The following is a 16,905-nucleotide window of genomic DNA, read 5'->3' as shown; positions in this document are numbered from 1 at the left end:
CGACCCGGCTGCGCCGACGTCGGCGCGGTTGCCGGCAGCAGGAGCAGGCGTCCGTGGCCGCTCCCGCGAGGCCGAACCAGCGGGCCCGCCCGGCTCACGGGACCGTCACTCGCGGCCGAGCCAGTCCGTGATCGCGCTGACGACGCGGTCGAGGTGGGACTCGAGCAGGAAGTGCCCGCCGTCGACGAGCTCGATGCGCGCGTGGGGCGCGTCGCGGAGGAAGGCCTGGGCGCCGGCGGGGGCGAAGATCTCGTCGTTCCGGCCCCAGACGGCGAGGACGGGGACTCCGGACTCGCGGATCCACGCCTGCACGGCGGGGTAGAGCTCGCGGTTGGTGGCGTAGTCGCGGAAGAGCGCCAGCTGCACGTCGTCCTGGCCGGGGCGGGCGAGGAGCGCGAGGTCGTGCTCCCAGGCGTCCGGATCGACGGTGGTGGTGTCGGGGACACCGTGGGTGTACTGCCATTCGACGGCCTCCCGGCCGAGAGCCGGCCGGAGGGCGTCGCGCGTCTCGTCGGTCCGCTCGGCGGCGTCGGCCCAGATCGGGTCCCAGAAGCCGGGCACGAAGCCCTGCTCGTAGGCGTTGCCGTTCTGCGAGATCACGCCGACGACCGCGGACGGATCGGTGAGGGCGAGGCGCCAGCCGACGGGGGCGCCGTAGTCCTGGACGTAGATCGTGTACCGGGTCACCCCGATGGTCTCGAGGAAGCGGCCGGTCACCGCGGTCAGGGCCGCGAACGTGTAGTCGAAGTCGTCGACGGAGGGCGCGGACGAGCGCCCGAAGCCGATGTGGTCGGGGGCGATGACGCGGTAGTGGCCGGCGAGGGCGGGGAGGAGGTGGCGGACCATGTGCGAGCTGCTCGGGTACCCGTGCAGCAGCAGGAGGACGGGCGCGTCGACGGGCCCGGCCTCCCGCCAGAAGACGTCGAGTCCGTCGACGGACACGGTGCGGTGATGGACGACGACCATGACTAACCCCTTACAATAGATTTACCGGTTAGCCGGACGCTAGCATGGATCGAACGGGCCGCACGGCGGGAGAACGGGGAACGATGGATCGGGACGAGGAGCTGCTCCTGGCGGTGCTGAACAGCGCGCCGGTGGTGGACGGACGGCCGACGGACGACCTCGGCGACGCGTCCGGTCGCGAGCTCGCCCGGCGGTGGGGCGGAGTCGGCACCGAGGACGAGCTCGAGCGGCTGCGCCGCGCCCGCGACGCGCTCCAGGCCGTCGTGCGCTCGGACGCGCCCGCGGCCGTCACGGAGCTCGCGGACCTGGTCGCGCGCGCCGTTCGCACCCCGCGCATCACCGGTGAGGGCGTCGTGTGGGAGCTGAGCGCTCCCGAGCCGGATCGCCTCGCGGTGCAGTCGGTCCTCGCCTGGTCCGCTGTGAACGCCCGGTTCCCCGGGCGGCTCCGCGCCTGCGCGAACGACGAGTGCAACCTCTTCCTCCTCGACCGCAGCCGCCCCGGCACCGCCAAGTGGTGCTCGATGGCGACCTGCGGCAACCGGATGAAGGCCCGCGCGCACGCGAGCCGGTCGCGGGACTGAGCGCGGCCGGGAGGCGGACGCCGTCGAGCTAGCGGGGTCGCACGTCGTAGGTGACCCGGAGGAGCCCGTCCCCCTCGCTGCTGTGATGGCCTCGGAGAGTGAGGAGCACGTCGCCGGTGAGGTCGCCGAAGAGGCGGTGACCCTGTCCGATCAGCACGGGAGCGATCGAGACGGTCAGCTCGTCGACGAGGCCCGCCCTCAGGAACGCCTGGATGGTGCGGCCTCCGTCGATGTAGACGCGCTCTGCCGCTCCGGCGTCGAGCAGCAGCGCCGCCTCCTCGACGGAGTGAGCCACCTCCACTCTGCCGTCCGCCTCGATCGTGGTGCTCAGCACGACGACCCGCTTCCCCTCGAACGGCGAGGCGTCGAAGCCGAGGACCGTCTCGTAGGTGGAGCGCCCCATGACGAGGGTGTCGATCGTCGGGAAGAACGTCTCCCAGATGAGCGCGGGGTGGGCCGTCGCCTCCGCGGTGTGAGGTCGCGGGGCGGGATCGGTGAGCCAGTCGAGGTCTCCGCCCGGTCGCGCGATGAAGCCGTCGAGACTCGTGCCGATGAACACGCATCCCGTCCACGATCGGTTCTCTGCCATGTCCAGCCTTTCCGAAGAGCGTCGAGTGCGAGGGCAATGATCGCAGGGGAGGCGTCGCGACCGGACGGCCATCGGGGCCCCGGCGCGGCATCGGCGGTCGGCCGCCCGAGACGCTCGGCCGCGCGCGGATCCGCTGAGTACGCTCGGGCCATGCAGCGCAGGGTGGGCGGAGTCGTCATCGAGGTCGTCCACTCGAGGACCGATGATGCGACCCGGACTCCCGACGGCCCGATCCAGCTGTGGAGGATCACCCTCTCCGGAGCAGGCATCGATCACACCGCGACGGTCGGCGTCGCCGGCACGTCGACGGAGCCGGACGACGACGTGCTCGCCACCGTCCTCGACGTGGCCGTCGTGGAGTACGTCCCCGTATCCGAGGTTTCGAGCACGACTCCGGCGTTCCGCGAGTGGAAGCGGGACCACGCGTCCGAACTGCATCAGCTCGTGGCGGCGCTTCGAGCGGGCAGCTGACTCCTGCAGGGCGCGCGACGGATGCTAGGCGCCGCGCAGCCGGGCCGTCGATGCGGACGCCCGCGCTCGAGCCCGTTGCAGGGCCTCCTCGCGTCCGGCCGCGTCGAGGCGGGCGGGACCGTAGGTGACCACCGGGGGCAGGACGTCGTACCCGACGAACTCGAGCATCCCGCGATGGATGTGGAAGAGGAACGACTGCAGGTCGCCGTAGCCGTCGGCGGCGCCGGGCGCGAAGGCCGCCTCGCCGCCGCCCGTCGTCAGCAGGAGCATCGCGCTCCTGCCGCGCAGGCCGCCCTCGGCGAAGACGCCGTGCTCGCCTCCGAACGTCGCGCCCATCACGAAGACCCGGTCGATCCAGCCCTTCATGATCGCCGGCATCGAGAACCACCACAGGGGGAACGAGAGCACCAGGAGATCCGCCTGCAGCAGCTCGTCGAGATCGCTCGTGACGGGCTCCCCGAGCGTCTTCTCGAGGACCGCGGTCATCTGCTGCGCCTGCGGCTTGAAGTAGCCGGAGCCGGCCGCGAACTGGTCGCGGTGCAGCACCGGGTCCCGACCCTCGGCGTACAGGTCGAGCCGGCGGACCTCCATGCCGTCGGCCCTCAGCTGCTCGAGGACCGCGTCCGCCTGCGCCGAGGAGAAGGACCGCTCCTCGGGATGGGCATGGACGAGCAGAGCGCGGCGAGCGGGAGCGGTCTCGGAAGCATCGGTCATGCGGCCGATCATATCGACGATTCGCGATACGTCGCTAGATCGACGCTCCGAGCCGCTTCAGGAGCCCGTCGACGTCGGCGTCGCTCCTCCGGTAGTGGGTGTACTTCCCCACGCGCGTCGAGCGGACGAGGCCCGCGCGTTCCAGGGATCCCATGTACGACGAGATGGTCGACTGCGCGAGACCGCTCTTCGCGGCGAGATGGGTGACGCAGACCCCGAACTCGGCGCGGTCGGCGATCGGCTCGAACTCGCTGAACGACGCCTCGGGAGAGCGGAGCCACTCCATGATCTGCAGTCGCGTGGGATTGCCCAGCGCCTTCAGCACCTCGACCAGTCCCGTGTCCACCGCGCCATTCTCCTCTGCTCGCCGCCCAGGCGCCTCCGCACCGGAATCACCCTCCGCCCGGACGCACCCCGCTCACGGCAGCAGGATCACCTTGCCGTCGAGCGTCCGGGACTCGGCGAGCTCCATCGCCTCGACGATCCCGGTGAGCGGGAAGCGGGCGGCGATGTTGGCCGTCAGCGAGCCGTCGGCGAGGAGTCCGAGCACGCGGCCGAGGTCCTCCTCGAGCCGCGCACGGAAGCGCGCGGGGCGCATCGAGTGGCCCGCCCAGAGGTCGTAGAAGACCGCGCGCCGGCCGTTGGGGGCCAGCTGGTAGGCCTGGATCCGTGCGAGCTGGCGGAGGAACGGGGGCCAGATCCTCCCGGTGCTTGCGCTGACGATCGCGTAGGCGACGAGGGTGCCGCCGGGCGCGAGCAGCGACCACGCCAGCCGGGTCGTCGCTCCGCCGACGTTGTCGAAGACGGCCTGCACTCCGCCGGGAGCGAGCTCGCGCACGCGGGCGGCGAGGTCGGGATCGGCGTAGTCGACGGGCTCCACTCCGGCCGCTCGGAGGGCCTCGTGGTGGCGGGGCGAGGCGGCGCCGATCACGCGGATCCCCTCGAGGCGGGCGAGGCGGTGCACGAGGCCGCCGACTCCGCCGTTCGCGCCGAACAGGAGGATCGTGTCGCCGCGGGAGACCCGGGCCGAGCGGTGCAGCATCTGCCACGCCGTCACTCCGTTGACCACGACGGCCTCGGCGTCCTCGGACGCGACTCCGTCGGGGACGAGAACGCAGTCGCGGGCGGCGACGCGGGCGTGACCCGTCCAACCGCCGGTCTTGGTGAGGGCGGCGACCCGGCGGCCCTCGAGCGACGCGTCGCCGCCGGGGCCGACCGCGAGGACCCGGCCGACGAGGTCGTAGCCGGGCGTGAAGGGGAACGGCGGCTGGGCGAAGTAGCGGCCGCGGCGCATCGACTGCTCGGCGAACGAGATGCCGGTGGCCTCGACGGCGACGAGCATCTCGCCGGCCGCGGGCGGCTCGACCGGTGCCTGCTCGAGGAGCAGCCCGGACGGCTCGACGATCCCGGGGAGGACGACGCGGGTGGTGGTGCGGGGAAGGGTGGTGGACATGAGGGGCTCCTGGAGGTTGTGGTGAGTGACTGGACAGTCACAACGACGGACATGAAGAAGAGGGTGACGGAGAGGAGGAGGAAGAGGAGGGAGAGGGAAGGGCCGCGGACTCAGTCGCGGTGCCGGATGCCGTCGGAGACGATGCGGGCCCACTCGGAGTCGACGCCGCCGAGGTCGGTCTGCACGATCAGGTGGCAGAGCTGCCCGTAGGCGACGAAGCGCTGCACGGCCGGGCCGTCGGCTCCGGAGACGACGGTGACCGTCCGGACGACCGCGGAGATCCCGCGGCGCACCGCCTCGCGGATCTCGGGGACGTCGCACGCGCTCTGCGCCTGCGACTGCAGCATGATCAGGTCGCGGTCGGCGATCAGGTCGATGTAGGCGACGGTCATCGCCTCGAGCCGGTCGGCCGGGTCCGAGGAGGGCGAGGCCTCCCCCGCCGCCGCGAGCGTGGACGCCACCTGCTCGTAGCAGCGGTCGACCGCGGCGACGAAGACGCCGAGCTTGCCCGGGAACAGGCGGAAGACGTAGGCGGGCGAGACGCCGGCCTCGGCGGCGACCTCGGTGATCGGAGTCGCGGCGTAGCCGGTGCGCGCGAAGACGTGGAGCGCCGCCGCGGTGATCCGCTCGCGCTGCGCCTCGGCGGTGGAGCGGGTGGAGGGAGAAGGCATGTGACTGATCGAACACTTACTTCGCTCGTGTGTCAAGAGCGGCGGCCGGACGGATAGAGACAGCGGCCCCGCTCAGGGGCACCCCACGATCCGGTCCGGCACGCGTCAAGGGCAGGCCTACCGATCGTGGAGCCCGCCACACACCCCCTACCCCGCACCCCCACCCCGCCCCTAGGTTGGGGGGACCGGCATCGCCGACCGCGCACCACAGAGTTCCGATGGAGGAACGCCATGGCCACGACACCCGTGCTCCGCAGGATCGCGATCGCAATGGTCGCGGTCGTCGCAGTGGGAGTGGCGGGTGCCGCACCGGCGTCCGCTCTCGACAGGCCCGTCTCCGGATACCTGAAGGACAGCGGGCTCACGCCCGAGAAGATCCGCGACTTCCTCGGCGGACCCCTCATCTCGCCCTCGACGCAGGTGGGCTACGGCGGAGCGGTCTCGAGCGTCGACGCGAACGCGAGCCGCGTGGGCATGGAGGTGCTGAAGCGCGGCGGCAACGCAGCTGACGCCGCTGTCGCCACGGCCGCCGCCCTCGGCGTGAGTGAGCCCTACAGCGCCGGCATCGGCGGAGGCGGGTACTTCGTCTACTTCGACAAGGCCTCCGGCGAGGTCAGCACCATCGACGGACGCGAGACAGCGCCGGCCGGCATCACCTCGGACGCGTTCCTCGACCCCGCGACCGGAGCCCCGTACCCGTTCACCCCGGACCTCGTCTCCTCCGGCGTCGCGGTCGGCGTGCCCGGCACCGTGGCGACCTGGGACACCGCGGTCGACCGCTTCGGCACCCTGCCGCTCCCCGTCGTGCTGGCGCCCTCGATCGCGCTCGCGGCGAAGGGCTTCCGGGTGGACGAGACCTTCCGCAACCAGACGCTCGACAACCTCGAGCGGTTCCGGGCGTTCCCCGACACGGCCGAGCTCTTCCTCCCCGGTGGGGACGCGCCGAAGGTGGGCAGCACCTTCCGCAACCTCGACCTCGCGAAGACGCTGACCTCCATCGCCGTCCACGGGCCGGACGCGTTCTACGAGGGCGCGCTGGCCGCCGAGATCGCCGACACGGTCCAGAACCCGCGGATCGCCGAGGGGTCGGACCTCCCCGCCCCGGCCGGCACGATGACCGCCGCCGACCTCGCGGCGTACTCGGTCGCCGAGCAGGCGCCGACCCGCGTCTCCTACCGCGGACTCGACGTCTACGGCATGGCGCCCTCCTCCTCCGGCGGGATCGCGGTCGGCGAGGCCCTCAACATCCTCGAGAACCACGACCTCGCGGCCGAGGACACGGGCAGCGCCCTGCACCTCTACCTCGAGGCGTCCGCCCGCGCCTTCGCCGACCGCGGCGCCTACGTCGGCGACCCGGCCTTCGTCGACGTGCCCACCGAGACGCTCCTCAGCCAGGAGTTCGCGGACTCGCGGGACTGCACGATCGACCCGGCGACCGCCTCCGTCCGCCCGGTCGCGCCCGGCGCTCTCGACGGCTCCGGATGCGCGACCGCCCCCGCCGCGGAGGAGTCGGACACCGAGAACATCTCCACGACCCACCTCTCGGTCGTCGACAAGTGGGGCAACGCCGCCTCCTACACGCTGACGATCGAGCAGACCGGCGGCTCGGCGATGACCGTCCCCGGCCGCGGCTTCCTCCTCAACAACGAGATGACCGACTTCTCCCCCACCTTCGTCGACGGGGACCCGAACCGGATCGAGCCGGGCAAGCGCCCGCGCTCGTCGATGTCGCCGACGATCGTGCTCGACGGCGGGGACGTGCGGTTCGTCGTCGGCTCGCCGGGCGGATCGACGATCATCACGACGGTCCTGCAGACCCTGGTCAACCGCATCGACCTCGGCATGACGCTCCCCGAGGCGGTGGCAGCGCCCCGCGCCTCCCAGCGCAACGGCGCGACGACCTCCGCCGAGCCCGAGTTCATCGAGGCGTACGCCGACGACCTCGCTCCCTTCGGCCAGCAGCTGGTCCCCTCGGGCGACACCTTCACCTCGGCCGCGCAGATCGGGGCAGTGGCCGCCATCGAGGTCGACCCCTCCGGCCGGATGACCGCGGTCGCCGAACCGGTGCGGCGCGGCGGCGGCGTCGGGCTGGTGGTCCGGCCCGAGAAGTGACGCACCGGAGCCTCCGCGGCCCGCTGAGAGGAACCGTCGGCCGGCCGCCCCTCTCGCCCGGGAGCGGTCCTCCGCGGGAAGGAGGCGTCTGCGACACTGGGAAGATGTCGTCGTCGCGCCCGCTGCGCACCCTCCGGGGTGTCGTCGCGGCGACGGTGGCGACGCTCGTCGCGCTGTTCTCGCACGTGGCCGGCGGCGGCCAGATCCCGGGTCCGCTCGGTGTCGCGATGCCGCTCGTCCTGTCGGTCCTGGTGTGCGTGGCGCTCGCCGGGCGCAGGCTCTCCCTGGTGCGCCTGGCGGTCTCGGTCGGAGTCAGCCAGTTCCTGTTCCACACGCTCTTCACGATCGGGACCTTCGCGGGGCCGGTCGATGCGCCGACCCTGCACGCGCACCACGGTGCCGTGATCGACGTCAGCGCGGCGATGACGCACAGCGGGATGACCGGCTCCTCGATGTGGGCGGCGCACCTCGTCGCCGCCGTCGCGACGACCGCGGCGCTCCACCGCGGCGAGTCCCTCCTCGTCAGGGTCGCCGCGACGACGAGCCACCTCGTCACCCGCCTGGTGCGGGTCCTGCCGACTCCGGCGACCGCTCCTCGACCCGCGCGACGCTCCTCCTTCGAGCTGCGCGACGTGCTCCCCCTCGCCTCGGGCGTCTTCCCCCAGGCGGCGCTGCGGCGCGGCCCCCCTCTGCAGCCCGCCTCCTGATCATCGACGCGAGCCGCGGCGAGGACCTCCCCGGAGGTCTCCGCGGCGTCTGACCGACCCGTCTCCTCCCCCGCAGGGGTCTCCGAGGGACGCCGGCCGGTCGGCGTCTCGGCGACTCCTCCCGGACGGATCGTCCTGGCCCGGCGCTCCTGCGCGCCGGCGGAGGGGTCAGTGGAGCGTCCCCTCGGGGACGCCCCTGAAGGGAGCCACGCCTGTGGCACAAGCATCGACATCGGTCGACGACGACCTCCTCCCGCCTCAGCGGCCGCTCGCCGCTCCTCTCCGCGGGGCGGAGGCGTCCCTCCTGCTCGCGATACCGGCGGCGGTCGCCGTCGCCCTGCTGGGCCTGTCGTACACCGGGGCGTTCTCGGTGGAGACGCGGCTGATCGACCCCGGCGACCTGGTGACGCGGGGCCTGCCGATCGCGCGGGTCCTGCACGACTCCGCCGCGTCGCTGACCATCGGCCTGCTCACCGCGGCCACCTTCCTGCTGCCCGGGCAGCGCATCGCGCCGGGCGTCGTCTCGTACTCGCAGAACCGCGCCCTGCGCTGGGCGACCTGGTCGGCCGCGGTCTGGGTGGCGTCCGCGATCGCTGTCCTCGTGTTCACGGCGGCGAACACGATCGGGCAGCCGCTGGACGCGCCGGGCTTCCGGACGCAGCTCGTGTTCTACGCCACGCGGATCGAGCTGGGGCAGACGCTCGTGGCCTCGACGGCGTGCGCGACGGCCGTCCTCCTCCTCACCCTGTTCTCGCGGCGGCTGGCCTGGGTGGCGGCGGCGACCGCGATCGCAGTGCTGGCGCTGCTCCCCCTCTCGCTGTCCGGGCACGCCGCCGGCGCCGACGAGCACGCGAACGCGGTGAACAGCCTGGCCGTGCACCTGATCGGAGTGACGGCCTGGGCCGGCGGGCTCGCCGCGGTGATCCTGCTGCGGCGGACCGTCGGCGCCCAGCTCGGCGTGGTCGTCGCGCGCTACTCGGTGCTGGCCGGCTGGGCGCTCGGGGCGGTCGCCTTCTCGGGTCTGGTGAACGCGTCGCTCCGGATCGAGGACCTCGACGACCTGGGCACGCCCTACGGGCAGCTGCTGATCGTCAAGGCCGTCGCGCTGCTCGCCCTCGGCGGCGCGGGCCTCGGGCACCGGCTGCGGCTGATCCCGCGGCTGCGCGCCGACCCGGCCGACCGCCGCGCGTTCGTCGCGGTCGCGGTCGGCGAGGTGGTGGTGATGGCGCTGACCATCGGCGTCTCGGTGGCGCTCTCGAACAGCGCGCCGCCGGTCTCGCAGGACCCGATCAGCGGAGACGTCCGGCGCAGTCTGCTCGGCTTCCGCTACCCGCCCGAGGTCACACCCGAGCGGATGCTCGACCAGTGGCACCTCGACGCCGTCTGGCTCGGGATCGCGGTCGTCGGCGCCGCCCTCTACGTGTCGGCGGTCCTGAGGCTGCGGCGCCGCGGCGACGCCTGGCCGCTCGGGCGCACCGTCGCCTGGGTGGCCGGCTGCGCGGCCCTCGCCTACACGACCAGCGGCGGCCCGGCCGTGTACGGGCAGGTGCACTTCAGCACCCACATGATCCAGCACATGCTGCTGATGATGGTCGTGCCGCCGCTGCTCGTGCTCGGCGGACCGGTGCTGCTCGCTCTGCGGGTGCTGCCGGTGCGCCGCGACGGCGGGCGCGGGCTGCGCGAGTGGATCCTCGCCGTCGTGCACTCCCGCTACCTCGCCGTGCTGTCGCGGGCGCCCGTCGCCGCCGTGCTCTTCGCCGGCAGCCTGGTCGTCTTCTACTACACCGGCTGGTTCGAGTGGGCGATGTTCAGCCACCAGGGCCACGTCCTGATGACCCTGCACTTCCTCGCCACGGGCTACCTCTTCTTCTGGGTCCTGATCGGCGTCGACCCCGGCCCGAACCGGCCCGGCCACGTGCTGAGGCTGCTGGTGATGCTCGCGACGCTGGCGTTCCACGCCTTCTTCGGCCTGGCGATCATGTCGCAGACCACCGTGCTGGCCGCGTCCTGGTGGACCGCGCTCGGGTACACCGACACGGAGGCGCTGCTCGCCGACCAGGGCGTCGGCGGAGGGATCGCCTGGTCGGCGGGCGAGATCCCGATGGTGCTGATCGCCCTCGTCGTGGTCGCGCAGTGGGTGCGCTCCGAGGAGAGGACCGCGAAGCGCTACGACCGGCGCGCCGACCGCGACGGCGAGGCCGAGCTCACCGCCTACAACGACCGTCTGAACCGGCTCGACAGCTGGAGCACTCCCCGTCCGACCACCACGAAGGAGACCGACCGATGACCTCTCGACCCCTGCGACGGCTTCCCGCCGCGCTGGCAGCCCTCGCCCTGGCGGGCGTCCTGATCGGGACGGCCGGGCCCGTCCAGGCGCACGACCAGCTGATCAGCAGCACTCCCGGCTCCGGTGAGCACTTCACGAACTCGCCCGCGGAGGTGACGCTGACGTACTCCGAGGACGTCCTCACGATCGGCGCGCTGGTCCTCGTCACCGACATGGACGGCATCGACCACGTGTCCGGCCCGGTCGAGCTGACCGACTCGACGGTCACCGCTCCGCTCGAGGCGGCGCTTCCGGGCGGCTCCTACGACCTCAAGTGGCGGGTGGTCTCCGCCGACGGCCACCCGATCGCGGGCGTCGTCCCCTTCACCGTCGGCGACGGCGCCTCGGCGCAGGCCGCGGCCGTGGCGGAATCCACCCCGACCATCGAGCCGACCGTCGTCGCAGCCGCCTCCTCGCAGGCCCCGCCGGACGTCCTCCGACCGGTTCTCATCGGTCTGACCGGCGCGGTCCTCGCCGTCGCGGCCTTCCTCCTGATCACCCGCCGCCGCGGGCGGCCCTCGACCACCACCGAAGACCGGACGTCGTCGTGACCGCCGACGTCCTCCACCCACCGCACCACTTCACAGGAAGGCGCCACACCATGCGCACTCGACACGTCACCACCCTCTCCGCCCTCTCGGCCGCAGCCCTGCTCGCCCTGACCGGCTGCAGTGCCGGAGCCTCCGGCAGCCCCTCCGCCGAGGTCGCGCCCGCCGCGACCGAGGTGAGCATCACCGACGGCTGGGTGAAGGCCGCCGACTCCGGCATGTCCGCCGCGTTCGGTGAGCTGGAGAACTCCGGCACCGAGGACGTCACCGTCGTGTCCGCCACCTCCGCCGCGTCCTCCGAGCTGGAGCTGCACGAGACCGTGGCGAACGAGTCGGGCGAGATGGTGATGCGCGCCAAGGAGAGCGGCTTCACGATCCCCGCCGGCGGCAGCCTCGAGCTCGCCCCCGGCGGGAACCACATCATGCTGATGGACCTCACCGCGCCGATCGTCGCCGGAGACGAGGTCACCGTCACCCTCACCTTCTCGGACGACTCCACGACGGAGTTCACCGTCCCGGCGCGCGACTACGCCGGCGCGAACGAGGACTACGAGGGCGGCGACATGGACATGGACATGGGCGGAGAGGGCTGATGAGCGAGGACCGCGAGACCGGCCACGGCGCCGACGAGCGCCCGCGCAGCGCCGTCAGCCGGCGACGGCTCCTCCTCGGCGGAGCAGTCGCCGGCATCGGCGCGGCCGGTGCGATCGGAGCGGACCAGCTGCTCGGCCGCGGCGGCGCTGCGCCGGCAGCGGCCGCGGCGCTGAACGGCGACGAGACGATCCCCTTCCACGGTGCGCACCAGGCGGGGATCGCCGCGACACCGCAGGCGCACGCGACCTTCGTCGCCCTCGATCTGCGCGAGAGCACCGACCGGGACGGGCTGCGGCGGATGCTGCGCATCCTGTCCGACGACGCCGCGCGCCTCACCCAGGGGCAGCCGGCCCTGGCCGACTCCGAGCCCGAGCTCGGCGTGGTCCCCGCCCGCCTCACCGTGACCTTCGGGTTCGGGCCGAGGCTCGTGTCCCTCGCGGCCGGCGATGCGGCGAAGCCGGCCTGGCTGGCACCGCTGCCCGCGTTCGGGATCGACCGGCTCGAGGAGCAGTGGAACGACGGGGACCTGCTGCTGCAGTTCCACGCCGACGACGCGTTCACGATCGCGCACGCGCTGCGGATGCTGCTGAAGAACACCCGCACCTTCGCGACCGTCCGCTGGACCCAGACCGGATTCCGCCGGGCGCACGGCTCCGAGAAGGCCGGCACCACGATGCGGAACCTGTTCGGCCAGGTCGACGGGACCGTCAATCCGCGCCCCGAGGACGTCGACTTCGACGAGCTGGTCTGGGTCCGCGACGGCTGGCTGGCCGGCGGCACCGGGCTGGTGCTGCGCCGGATCCGGATGGACCTCGACAAGTGGGACCGCCTGGACCGCAGCGGCCGCGAGCAGTCCGTCGGGCGGACCCTCGCGAACGGCGCGCCCCTCACCGGGACGGCGGAGGCCGACGAGCCCGACTTCGAGGCGACGACGGCCATCGGCTTCCCGGTGATCCCGGAGTTCTCGCACATGAGGCGCGCCCGCTCGGAGAACACCGCCGAGCGCTTCCACCGCCGCGCCTACAACTACGACGACACCCCGACGGGCGAGGACATCTCGAACTCCGGGCTGATCTTCGCGGCGTACCAGGCCGACGTCACCGCGCAGTTCGTGCCGATCCAGATGCGACTGGACGAGCTGGACCTGCTCAACGAGTGGACGACGCCGATCGGCTCCGCCGTCTTCGCGATCCCGCCGGGCTGCGTCGAGGGCGGCTACATCGGCGACACCCTCCTCTGACCCTCACCGGCACCCGCCACAGCACCGAAGGACCAGAAGCATGACCACCACCGCCACGAGACCCCGCGACTCCGCCGACACCCCGCCCCCGCCGCGCAGAAGCAGCGGAGGCTGGCTCGGACAGCTGCTGCTCCGCCTGCACTTCTCCGCCGCCCTGTTCGTCGGGCCGTTCATCCTCGTCGCCGCGACCAGCGGAGCGCTCTACGCACTCACCCCGCAGCTCGAGCAGGTCGTCTACGCGCAGGAGCTGCACGCCCCCGAAGCGGACACCTACCTGCCCCTGGCCGACCAGATCGACGCCGCCGACGCGTACACCGGAGGCGGGCAGAGCATCGTCGCCGTCCGCCCCGCCCCGAACCCCGGCGACACCACCCGGGTGATGTACGCGGACCCGGCGCTCGGCGCCAGCGAGACCCGCGCGGTCTTCATCGACCCGGCCACCGCCGACGTCCGCGGCGACCTCACCGCCTACGGCACCAGCGGCGCCCTGCCGTTGCGGACCTGGATCAGCGACCTGCACCGGACGCTGCACCTCGGGGACGTGGGCCGCTCCTACAGCGAGCTCGCCGCCTCGTGGCTGGGGGTCGTCGCCCTCGCCGGCCTGGGCCTCTGGATCATCCGCCTCCGCCGCGCCCGCGTGAAGAGGGACCTGCTGCGCCCCGCGCCGAGGACCACCGGCTACAAGCGCCTGTTCTCCTGGCACGCCTCCACCGGCGTCTGGCTGCTCGTCGGCGCCCTGTTCCTCTCGACCACAGGCATCACCTGGTCGCTCTACGGAGGCGGGAACTTCGAGACCCTCCGCTCCGCAGTCGGCTGGACCACGCCCTCGCTGGGGACGACGCTCGGCGACCGGACCGGCGAGGTGGCCGACGAGCACGCCGGGCACGCCGGACACGGCGCGGCCACCGGCGACGCCGTCGAGTCGACGGCGGGCTACTCTCCGGCCGCCTACGACTCGGTGCTCTCGGTCGCCCGCGAGGTCAACGTGAACACGGGACTGGTCGAGATCCGGCCGCCCGCGGCGGAGGGCTCGGCCTGGGTCGTGCAGGAGATCCAGCGCAGCTTCCCGACCGAGGTCGACGGCGTCGCGATCGACGGGAGCACGATGCAGGTCGTCGACCGGGTCGACTTCGCCGACTTCGGCCTCGTCGCCAAGCTCTCCCGCTGGGGCATCGACACGCACATGGGCTCGATGTTCGGGCTGCCCAACCAGCTGCTGCTGTTCGTCACCGCGGCCGGCATCGCCACGATGGTCGTGCTCGGGTACCTGATGTGGTGGAAGCGCCGCCCCACCCGCGGCCCCCGGCGGCTCGGCGGCACCCCGCCGGCCCGGGGAGCGCTCCGGCGCGCGCCGTGGTGGGGAGTCGCGTCCGTCCTGGTCGTCGCCGCCGCGGTCGGGCTGTTCCTCCCGCTCCTGGGGGCGAGCCTTGCGGCCTTCGTGGTCGTCGACACGCTGCTGGGGCTCCGACCCGCGCACCGCTGAGCGCGCGGGCGCCGACCCGGTGAGGTGCACCGGGCCGGCGTCACAGCCCCTTCGGGAAGCCGAGGGAGCGCAGCGCGGGGTCGAGGCCCTGCCACTGGTGACGGCGCTCCGCGTCCCGGTCGGCGTCGCTCCCCCGGAGTCCGACCGCCTTCGCGGCGTACACGGCGGCGTGCGAGCAGTGATCGACCATGTGCGCGACGGCTGCGGCCTGCCCGGCCGCCCGCGCGGCAGCGGTGGCGGCCGGCTCGCCCGCCTGCGTCGCGGCGCGGGCTGCGGCGTGCGCCGCGAAGGCCGCCGAGCGGCACTCCGTCATCGGAGCCTCGCCCCGCTCCCACGCGAGGAGGACGTCGAGCGCGCGCCGGGGCCGGGGATCGTCCGGGTCCCACTCCTCGAACGCCGGGAGGGCGCGCTCCGCGCACTCCGCCGCCCACCGCGCGAGCGCCCGGTGGACCTCCGGCTCCGGATCCGCCCAGGCCGGCTCCTCCGCTCCGCTCACGGGTCTCTCTCCGATTCCGGAGCTCAGCTCCGGCGCGGCCGCCCCGTGACGTGCTTCACCCCGTAGACCAGGAGGAGCAGGATGCCGCTCAGCTGCAGGGCGAGCGAGAAGCCGGAGGCGAATTCACCGGCCGGCCACACCAGCCTCAGCACCAGCGCGACGAACATCGCTGTGACCCCGACGACGAACAGGACTCGATTCCGCATCCGTCGAGTCAACCATCCGCACGCGCATCGGGGCCAGCCGGACGGCTCAGCTCAGGCGCTCGGTCAGGTGGACGGTGACGACGTCGCCGAGGTCCTTGCCGATCGTCTTCCGCAGTTTCGCGCTGATCGACAGCATGTGACCGCCGGTGCCGTTCGGCAGCAGGCCCGCGGTCACCGGCTCGCCGTCGACGGTGGCGACCACCTTCACCGACCTCCCTGTGCCGAGCAGCTCGACGGAGCCGGGCACCTCGACGCACGACCAGAGGTCGCCCTTCACGGCGACACCGATCGGGGCGGTGAAGGCGAGGTCGAGGGGGCCGGCGCTCATGCGCTCTCCTCCGCGGACGCCGCGCTCTCGCCGGAGGAGCCCTGCCCGCTGTACCGGTCGAGGATCTCGTCGTACATCGCGTCGTCGAGCAGACCATGGGACAGGGCCCGGCGGACCTCCTCGAACTCCCCCGGGTCGAGGGTCGTCCAGTCGAAGCCGTCGCTCGGCGATCCGGGCCGGTAGCGCCAGCGGCCGAGCTCGTCGACGGCCTGCTCCCGCGTCAGCTCCCCCGCGGCGAAGCGCTGCGCGATCCCGTACGGTGTCGCGCCGGAGAAGCCGGAGCGCACGTGCGGCAGCGCGGCGGCGGCCTCGATCCCGTCGGACACCTCGTCGATCGACATGCGGACCCCTCCCGTCCGAGGGTCCACCGACCCTCCCGTCGACCCTACGACGAGACGTCGCATCCCGGTCGGGCCGGGCGACGCGCACTGCCCTCGACTTGCGGCTACCGTTCCTCCATGACCGGACGCGCCGCTACGTCCCGGCACGAGTTCCGCGTCGACTCGCGCACGCTCGTCGCCCACGACTTCCTCGGCACTCGAGCCCCCCGCGCTGTCGTCGTCTGGTGCGGAGGGACACCGCACACCGGCGCACTCCTCGCTCCCCACGTCGACGCCGCTGCGGCGCGCGGCATCCGGCTCGTCTCCGTCGCCCGTCCCGGCTTCGGCGGCTCGATGCGCGCTCCCGGACGGAGCATCGCGGATGCGGCCGCCGATGTGCTCCGCGTCGCCGACCTGCTCGGGATCGAGCGCTTCGTGGTGACGGGCTACTCCGGCGGCGGCCCGCACGCGCTGGCCGTCGGGGCTCTCGGAGGTGATCGCGTCCTGGGCGTCGCGACGTTCGGCAGCCCGGCGCCCTTCAGTGACGACGGAGCGTGGTTCGACGGCATGCAGGATCCGGGCGCTCTCCGCAGCGCGCGCGACGGCCGGGCTGCGCGCGAGGAGTGGGGGGGCGACTGCCCGCTTCGATCCGGAGCAGTTCACCGGTGACGACTACTCGGCCCTCGACGGCCCGCTGACGGCGCTCGGCGCAGAGGCCGGACGCGCCTCGGAGCTCGAACAGGGCGGGAGCGTCGACGACGACCTCGCCCTCGTCATGCCCTGGGGAGTCGACCTCTCGCGCCTGGCGGCGCCGGTCCTCCTCCTCCACGGCGCCGCGGACAGGGTGGTCCCGGTGGCCCACGCGGAGCGGATCCGCCGCCTCCACCCGGCTGCGGAGCTCACGATCCGGTCCGGTCGAGGCCACATCGGCGTCCTGCTCGACTGGCCGGACGTCCTCGACCGCCTCCTCGCGGACGGGATCCCCGGGGACCGCCCCGGCAGCGGAGGCTGAGCGCCTCATCGCGGCCGGCAGCGGAGCCGACGCGGAAGGTGGGCCTGGAAGGGCCACGCTTCGAGAGGGCTCCCTCCGCGAGGATCAC

At 73.1% G+C, this 16,905-nt stretch carries 21 protein-coding genes; 11 read left to right on the top strand and 10 right to left on the bottom strand.

Going from position 1 to position 16,905, the window contains the following annotated elements; translation table 11 throughout:
* Nucleotides 1-105 precede the first annotated feature (105 nt).
* On the bottom strand, nucleotides 106-966 hold the full coding sequence (locus GTU71_RS13750) for an alpha/beta hydrolase (protein ID WP_159940581.1): 861 nt from the start codon (nucleotides 964-966) through the stop codon (nucleotides 106-108).
* Nucleotides 967-1,049: 83 nt separating this feature from the next.
* Between GTU71_RS13750 and GTU71_RS13745 the strand changes: the two genes are divergently transcribed.
* A complete protein-coding gene (locus GTU71_RS13745) occupies nucleotides 1,050-1,547 on the top strand; it encodes a CGNR zinc finger domain-containing protein (protein WP_104282927.1) in 498 nt (165 codons plus the stop codon).
* 28 nt (nucleotides 1,548-1,575) lie between these two features.
* Here the strand turns inward: GTU71_RS13745 and GTU71_RS13740 are convergent, their stop codons facing one another.
* On the bottom strand, nucleotides 1,576-2,136 hold the full coding sequence (locus tag GTU71_RS13740) for a dihydrofolate reductase family protein (protein ID WP_159940579.1): 561 nt from the start codon (nucleotides 2,134-2,136) through the stop codon (nucleotides 1,576-1,578).
* Between the two features lie 150 nt (nucleotides 2,137-2,286).
* On the opposite strand from GTU71_RS13740, the gene GTU71_RS13735 reads away from it, so the two are divergent.
* On the top strand, nucleotides 2,287-2,607 hold the full coding sequence (locus tag GTU71_RS13735; protein WP_159940577.1) for a hypothetical protein: 321 nt from the start codon (nucleotides 2,287-2,289) through the stop codon (nucleotides 2,605-2,607).
* Between the two features lie 24 nt (nucleotides 2,608-2,631).
* Here the strand turns inward: GTU71_RS13735 and GTU71_RS13730 are convergent, their stop codons facing one another.
* From GTU71_RS13730 to GTU71_RS13715, 4 genes are all read right to left on the bottom strand, one after another.
* A complete protein-coding gene (locus GTU71_RS13730; protein ID WP_159940575.1) occupies nucleotides 2,632-3,321 on the bottom strand; it encodes an NAD(P)H-dependent oxidoreductase in 690 nt (229 codons plus the stop codon).
* A 34-nt stretch (nucleotides 3,322-3,355) separates the two neighbouring features.
* The gene (locus GTU71_RS13725; protein WP_244230566.1) at nucleotides 3,356-3,667 is read right to left on the bottom strand and encodes a metalloregulator ArsR/SmtB family transcription factor; all 312 of its coding nucleotides are present in this window, start codon (nucleotides 3,665-3,667) and stop codon (nucleotides 3,356-3,358) included.
* 72 nt (nucleotides 3,668-3,739) lie between these two features.
* Nucleotides 3,740-4,774, bottom strand: coding sequence for a medium chain dehydrogenase/reductase family protein (locus GTU71_RS13720; protein WP_159940573.1), 1,035 nt, complete (start codon nucleotides 4,772-4,774; stop codon nucleotides 3,740-3,742).
* Between the two features lie 110 nt (nucleotides 4,775-4,884).
* Nucleotides 4,885-5,445 (bottom strand): TetR/AcrR family transcriptional regulator, encoded by a 561-nt coding sequence (locus tag GTU71_RS13715; RefSeq protein WP_104250436.1) that lies wholly within the window; start codon nucleotides 5,443-5,445, stop codon nucleotides 4,885-4,887.
* A gap of 231 nt (nucleotides 5,446-5,676) precedes the next feature.
* Here GTU71_RS13715 and ggt point away from each other — a divergent pair, with 231 nt between their 5' ends.
* The 7 genes from ggt to GTU71_RS13680 all read left to right on the top strand — a co-directional run bounded on the left by ggt (nucleotide 5,677) and on the right by GTU71_RS13680 (nucleotide 14,455).
* Nucleotides 5,677-7,557, top strand: a complete 1,881-nt coding sequence (gene ggt / locus GTU71_RS13710) for a gamma-glutamyltransferase (protein ID WP_208543590.1) — start codon at nucleotides 5,677-5,679, stop codon at nucleotides 7,555-7,557.
* Nucleotides 7,558-7,661: 104 nt separating this feature from the next.
* Entirely contained in the window at nucleotides 7,662-8,264 is a 603-nt protein-coding gene (locus tag GTU71_RS13705) for a hypothetical protein (protein ID WP_159940571.1), read from the top strand.
* A 214-nt stretch (nucleotides 8,265-8,478) separates the two neighbouring features.
* Complete coding sequence (locus GTU71_RS13700) at nucleotides 8,479-10,551, top strand: cytochrome c oxidase assembly protein (protein ID WP_244230565.1); 2,073 nt, start codon at nucleotides 8,479-8,481, stop codon at nucleotides 10,549-10,551.
* A complete protein-coding gene (locus GTU71_RS13695; RefSeq protein ID WP_159940569.1) occupies nucleotides 10,548-11,141 on the top strand; it encodes a copper resistance protein CopC in 594 nt (197 codons plus the stop codon). Before GTU71_RS13700 ends, GTU71_RS13695 begins: the two co-directional genes overlap by 4 nt.
* A 50-nt stretch (nucleotides 11,142-11,191) precedes the next feature.
* A complete protein-coding gene (locus GTU71_RS13690; RefSeq protein ID WP_159940567.1) occupies nucleotides 11,192-11,731 on the top strand; it encodes a copper chaperone PCu(A)C in 540 nt (179 codons plus the stop codon).
* Nucleotides 11,731-12,972 carry a Dyp-type peroxidase gene (locus GTU71_RS13685; protein ID WP_159940565.1) on the top strand — a complete coding sequence of 414 codons (1,242 nt, stop codon included), beginning with the start codon at nucleotides 11,731-11,733 and terminating at the stop codon, nucleotides 12,970-12,972. Before GTU71_RS13690 ends, GTU71_RS13685 begins: the two co-directional genes overlap by 1 nt.
* 40 nt (nucleotides 12,973-13,012) lie before the next feature.
* Nucleotides 13,013-14,455 carry a PepSY-associated TM helix domain-containing protein gene (locus tag GTU71_RS13680; RefSeq protein WP_159940563.1) on the top strand — a complete coding sequence of 481 codons (1,443 nt, stop codon included), beginning with the start codon at nucleotides 13,013-13,015 and terminating at the stop codon, nucleotides 14,453-14,455.
* Nucleotides 14,456-14,495: 40 nt separating this feature from the next.
* Here the strand turns inward: GTU71_RS13680 and GTU71_RS13675 are convergent, their stop codons facing one another.
* From GTU71_RS13675 to GTU71_RS13660, 4 genes are read right to left on the bottom strand one after another with little or no spacing between them, the layout of a single operon-like run.
* Complete coding sequence (locus tag GTU71_RS13675) at nucleotides 14,496-14,951, bottom strand: putative immunity protein (RefSeq protein WP_159940561.1); 456 nt, start codon at nucleotides 14,949-14,951, stop codon at nucleotides 14,496-14,498.
* A gap of 23 nt (nucleotides 14,952-14,974) precedes the next feature.
* Entirely contained in the window at nucleotides 14,975-15,157 is a 183-nt protein-coding gene (locus GTU71_RS13670) for a hypothetical protein (protein ID WP_104263394.1), read from the bottom strand.
* Between the two features lie 46 nt (nucleotides 15,158-15,203).
* A complete protein-coding gene (locus tag GTU71_RS13665) occupies nucleotides 15,204-15,485 on the bottom strand; it encodes a DUF1905 domain-containing protein (protein WP_104224783.1) in 282 nt (93 codons plus the stop codon).
* Nucleotides 15,482-15,826, bottom strand: coding sequence for a hypothetical protein (locus GTU71_RS13660; protein ID WP_159940559.1), 345 nt, complete (start codon nucleotides 15,824-15,826; stop codon nucleotides 15,482-15,484). Before GTU71_RS13660 ends, GTU71_RS13665 begins: the two co-directional genes overlap by 4 nt.
* A gap of 117 nt (nucleotides 15,827-15,943) precedes the next feature.
* On the opposite strand from GTU71_RS13660, the gene GTU71_RS13655 reads away from it, so the two are divergent.
* Entirely contained in the window at nucleotides 15,944-16,474 is a 531-nt protein-coding gene (locus tag GTU71_RS13655; RefSeq protein WP_159940557.1) for an alpha/beta fold hydrolase, read from the top strand.
* Nucleotides 16,475-16,580: 106 nt separating this feature from the next.
* The gene (locus tag GTU71_RS13650; protein ID WP_159940555.1) at nucleotides 16,581-16,817 is read left to right on the top strand and encodes a hypothetical protein; all 237 of its coding nucleotides are present in this window, start codon (nucleotides 16,581-16,583) and stop codon (nucleotides 16,815-16,817) included.
* Nucleotides 16,818-16,905 lie beyond the last annotated feature (88 nt).

This window comes from Rathayibacter sp. VKM Ac-2762 (assembly GCF_009866585.1).
Classification (GTDB): domain Bacteria; phylum Actinomycetota; class Actinomycetes; order Actinomycetales; family Microbacteriaceae; genus Rathayibacter.
This window is presented reverse-complemented; position numbering and strand designations above follow the sequence as displayed.

Bases quoted from the DNA above. Each gene is read 5' to 3' on its own strand.
- GTU71_RS13750 (WP_159940581.1), bottom strand. From the start codon at position 966: ATGGTCGTCGTCCATCACCGCACCGTGTCCGTCGACGGACTCGACGTC.
- GTU71_RS13745 (WP_104282927.1), top strand. From the start codon at position 1,050: ATGGATCGGGACGAGGAGCTGCTCCTGGCGGTGCTGAACAGCGCGCCG.
- GTU71_RS13740 (WP_159940579.1), bottom strand. From the start codon at position 2,136: ATGGCAGAGAACCGATCGTGGACGGGATGCGTGTTCATCGGCACGAGT.
- GTU71_RS13735 (WP_159940577.1), top strand. From the start codon at position 2,287: ATGCAGCGCAGGGTGGGCGGAGTCGTCATCGAGGTCGTCCACTCGAGG.
- GTU71_RS13730 (WP_159940575.1), bottom strand. From the start codon at position 3,321: ATGACCGATGCTTCCGAGACCGCTCCCGCTCGCCGCGCTCTGCTCGTC.
- GTU71_RS13720 (WP_159940573.1), bottom strand. From the start codon at position 4,774: ATGTCCACCACCCTTCCCCGCACCACCACCCGCGTCGTCCTCCCCGGG.
- GTU71_RS13715 (WP_104250436.1), bottom strand. From the start codon at position 5,445: ATGCCTTCTCCCTCCACCCGCTCCACCGCCGAGGCGCAGCGCGAGCGG.
- ggt (WP_208543590.1), top strand. From the start codon at position 5,677: ATGGCCACGACACCCGTGCTCCGCAGGATCGCGATCGCAATGGTCGCG.
- GTU71_RS13705 (WP_159940571.1), top strand. From the start codon at position 7,662: ATGTCGTCGTCGCGCCCGCTGCGCACCCTCCGGGGTGTCGTCGCGGCG.
- GTU71_RS13695 (WP_159940569.1), top strand. From the start codon at position 10,548: ATGACCTCTCGACCCCTGCGACGGCTTCCCGCCGCGCTGGCAGCCCTC.
- GTU71_RS13690 (WP_159940567.1), top strand. From the start codon at position 11,192: ATGCGCACTCGACACGTCACCACCCTCTCCGCCCTCTCGGCCGCAGCC.
- GTU71_RS13685 (WP_159940565.1), top strand. From the start codon at position 11,731: ATGAGCGAGGACCGCGAGACCGGCCACGGCGCCGACGAGCGCCCGCGC.
- GTU71_RS13680 (WP_159940563.1), top strand. From the start codon at position 13,013: ATGACCACCACCGCCACGAGACCCCGCGACTCCGCCGACACCCCGCCC.
- GTU71_RS13670 (WP_104263394.1), bottom strand. From the start codon at position 15,157: ATGCGGAATCGAGTCCTGTTCGTCGTCGGGGTCACAGCGATGTTCGTC.
- GTU71_RS13665 (WP_104224783.1), bottom strand. From the start codon at position 15,485: ATGAGCGCCGGCCCCCTCGACCTCGCCTTCACCGCCCCGATCGGTGTC.
- GTU71_RS13660 (WP_159940559.1), bottom strand. From the start codon at position 15,826: ATGTCGATCGACGAGGTGTCCGACGGGATCGAGGCCGCCGCCGCGCTG.
- GTU71_RS13655 (WP_159940557.1), top strand. From the start codon at position 15,944: ATGACCGGACGCGCCGCTACGTCCCGGCACGAGTTCCGCGTCGACTCG.
- GTU71_RS13650 (WP_159940555.1), top strand. From the start codon at position 16,581: ATGCCCTGGGGAGTCGACCTCTCGCGCCTGGCGGCGCCGGTCCTCCTC.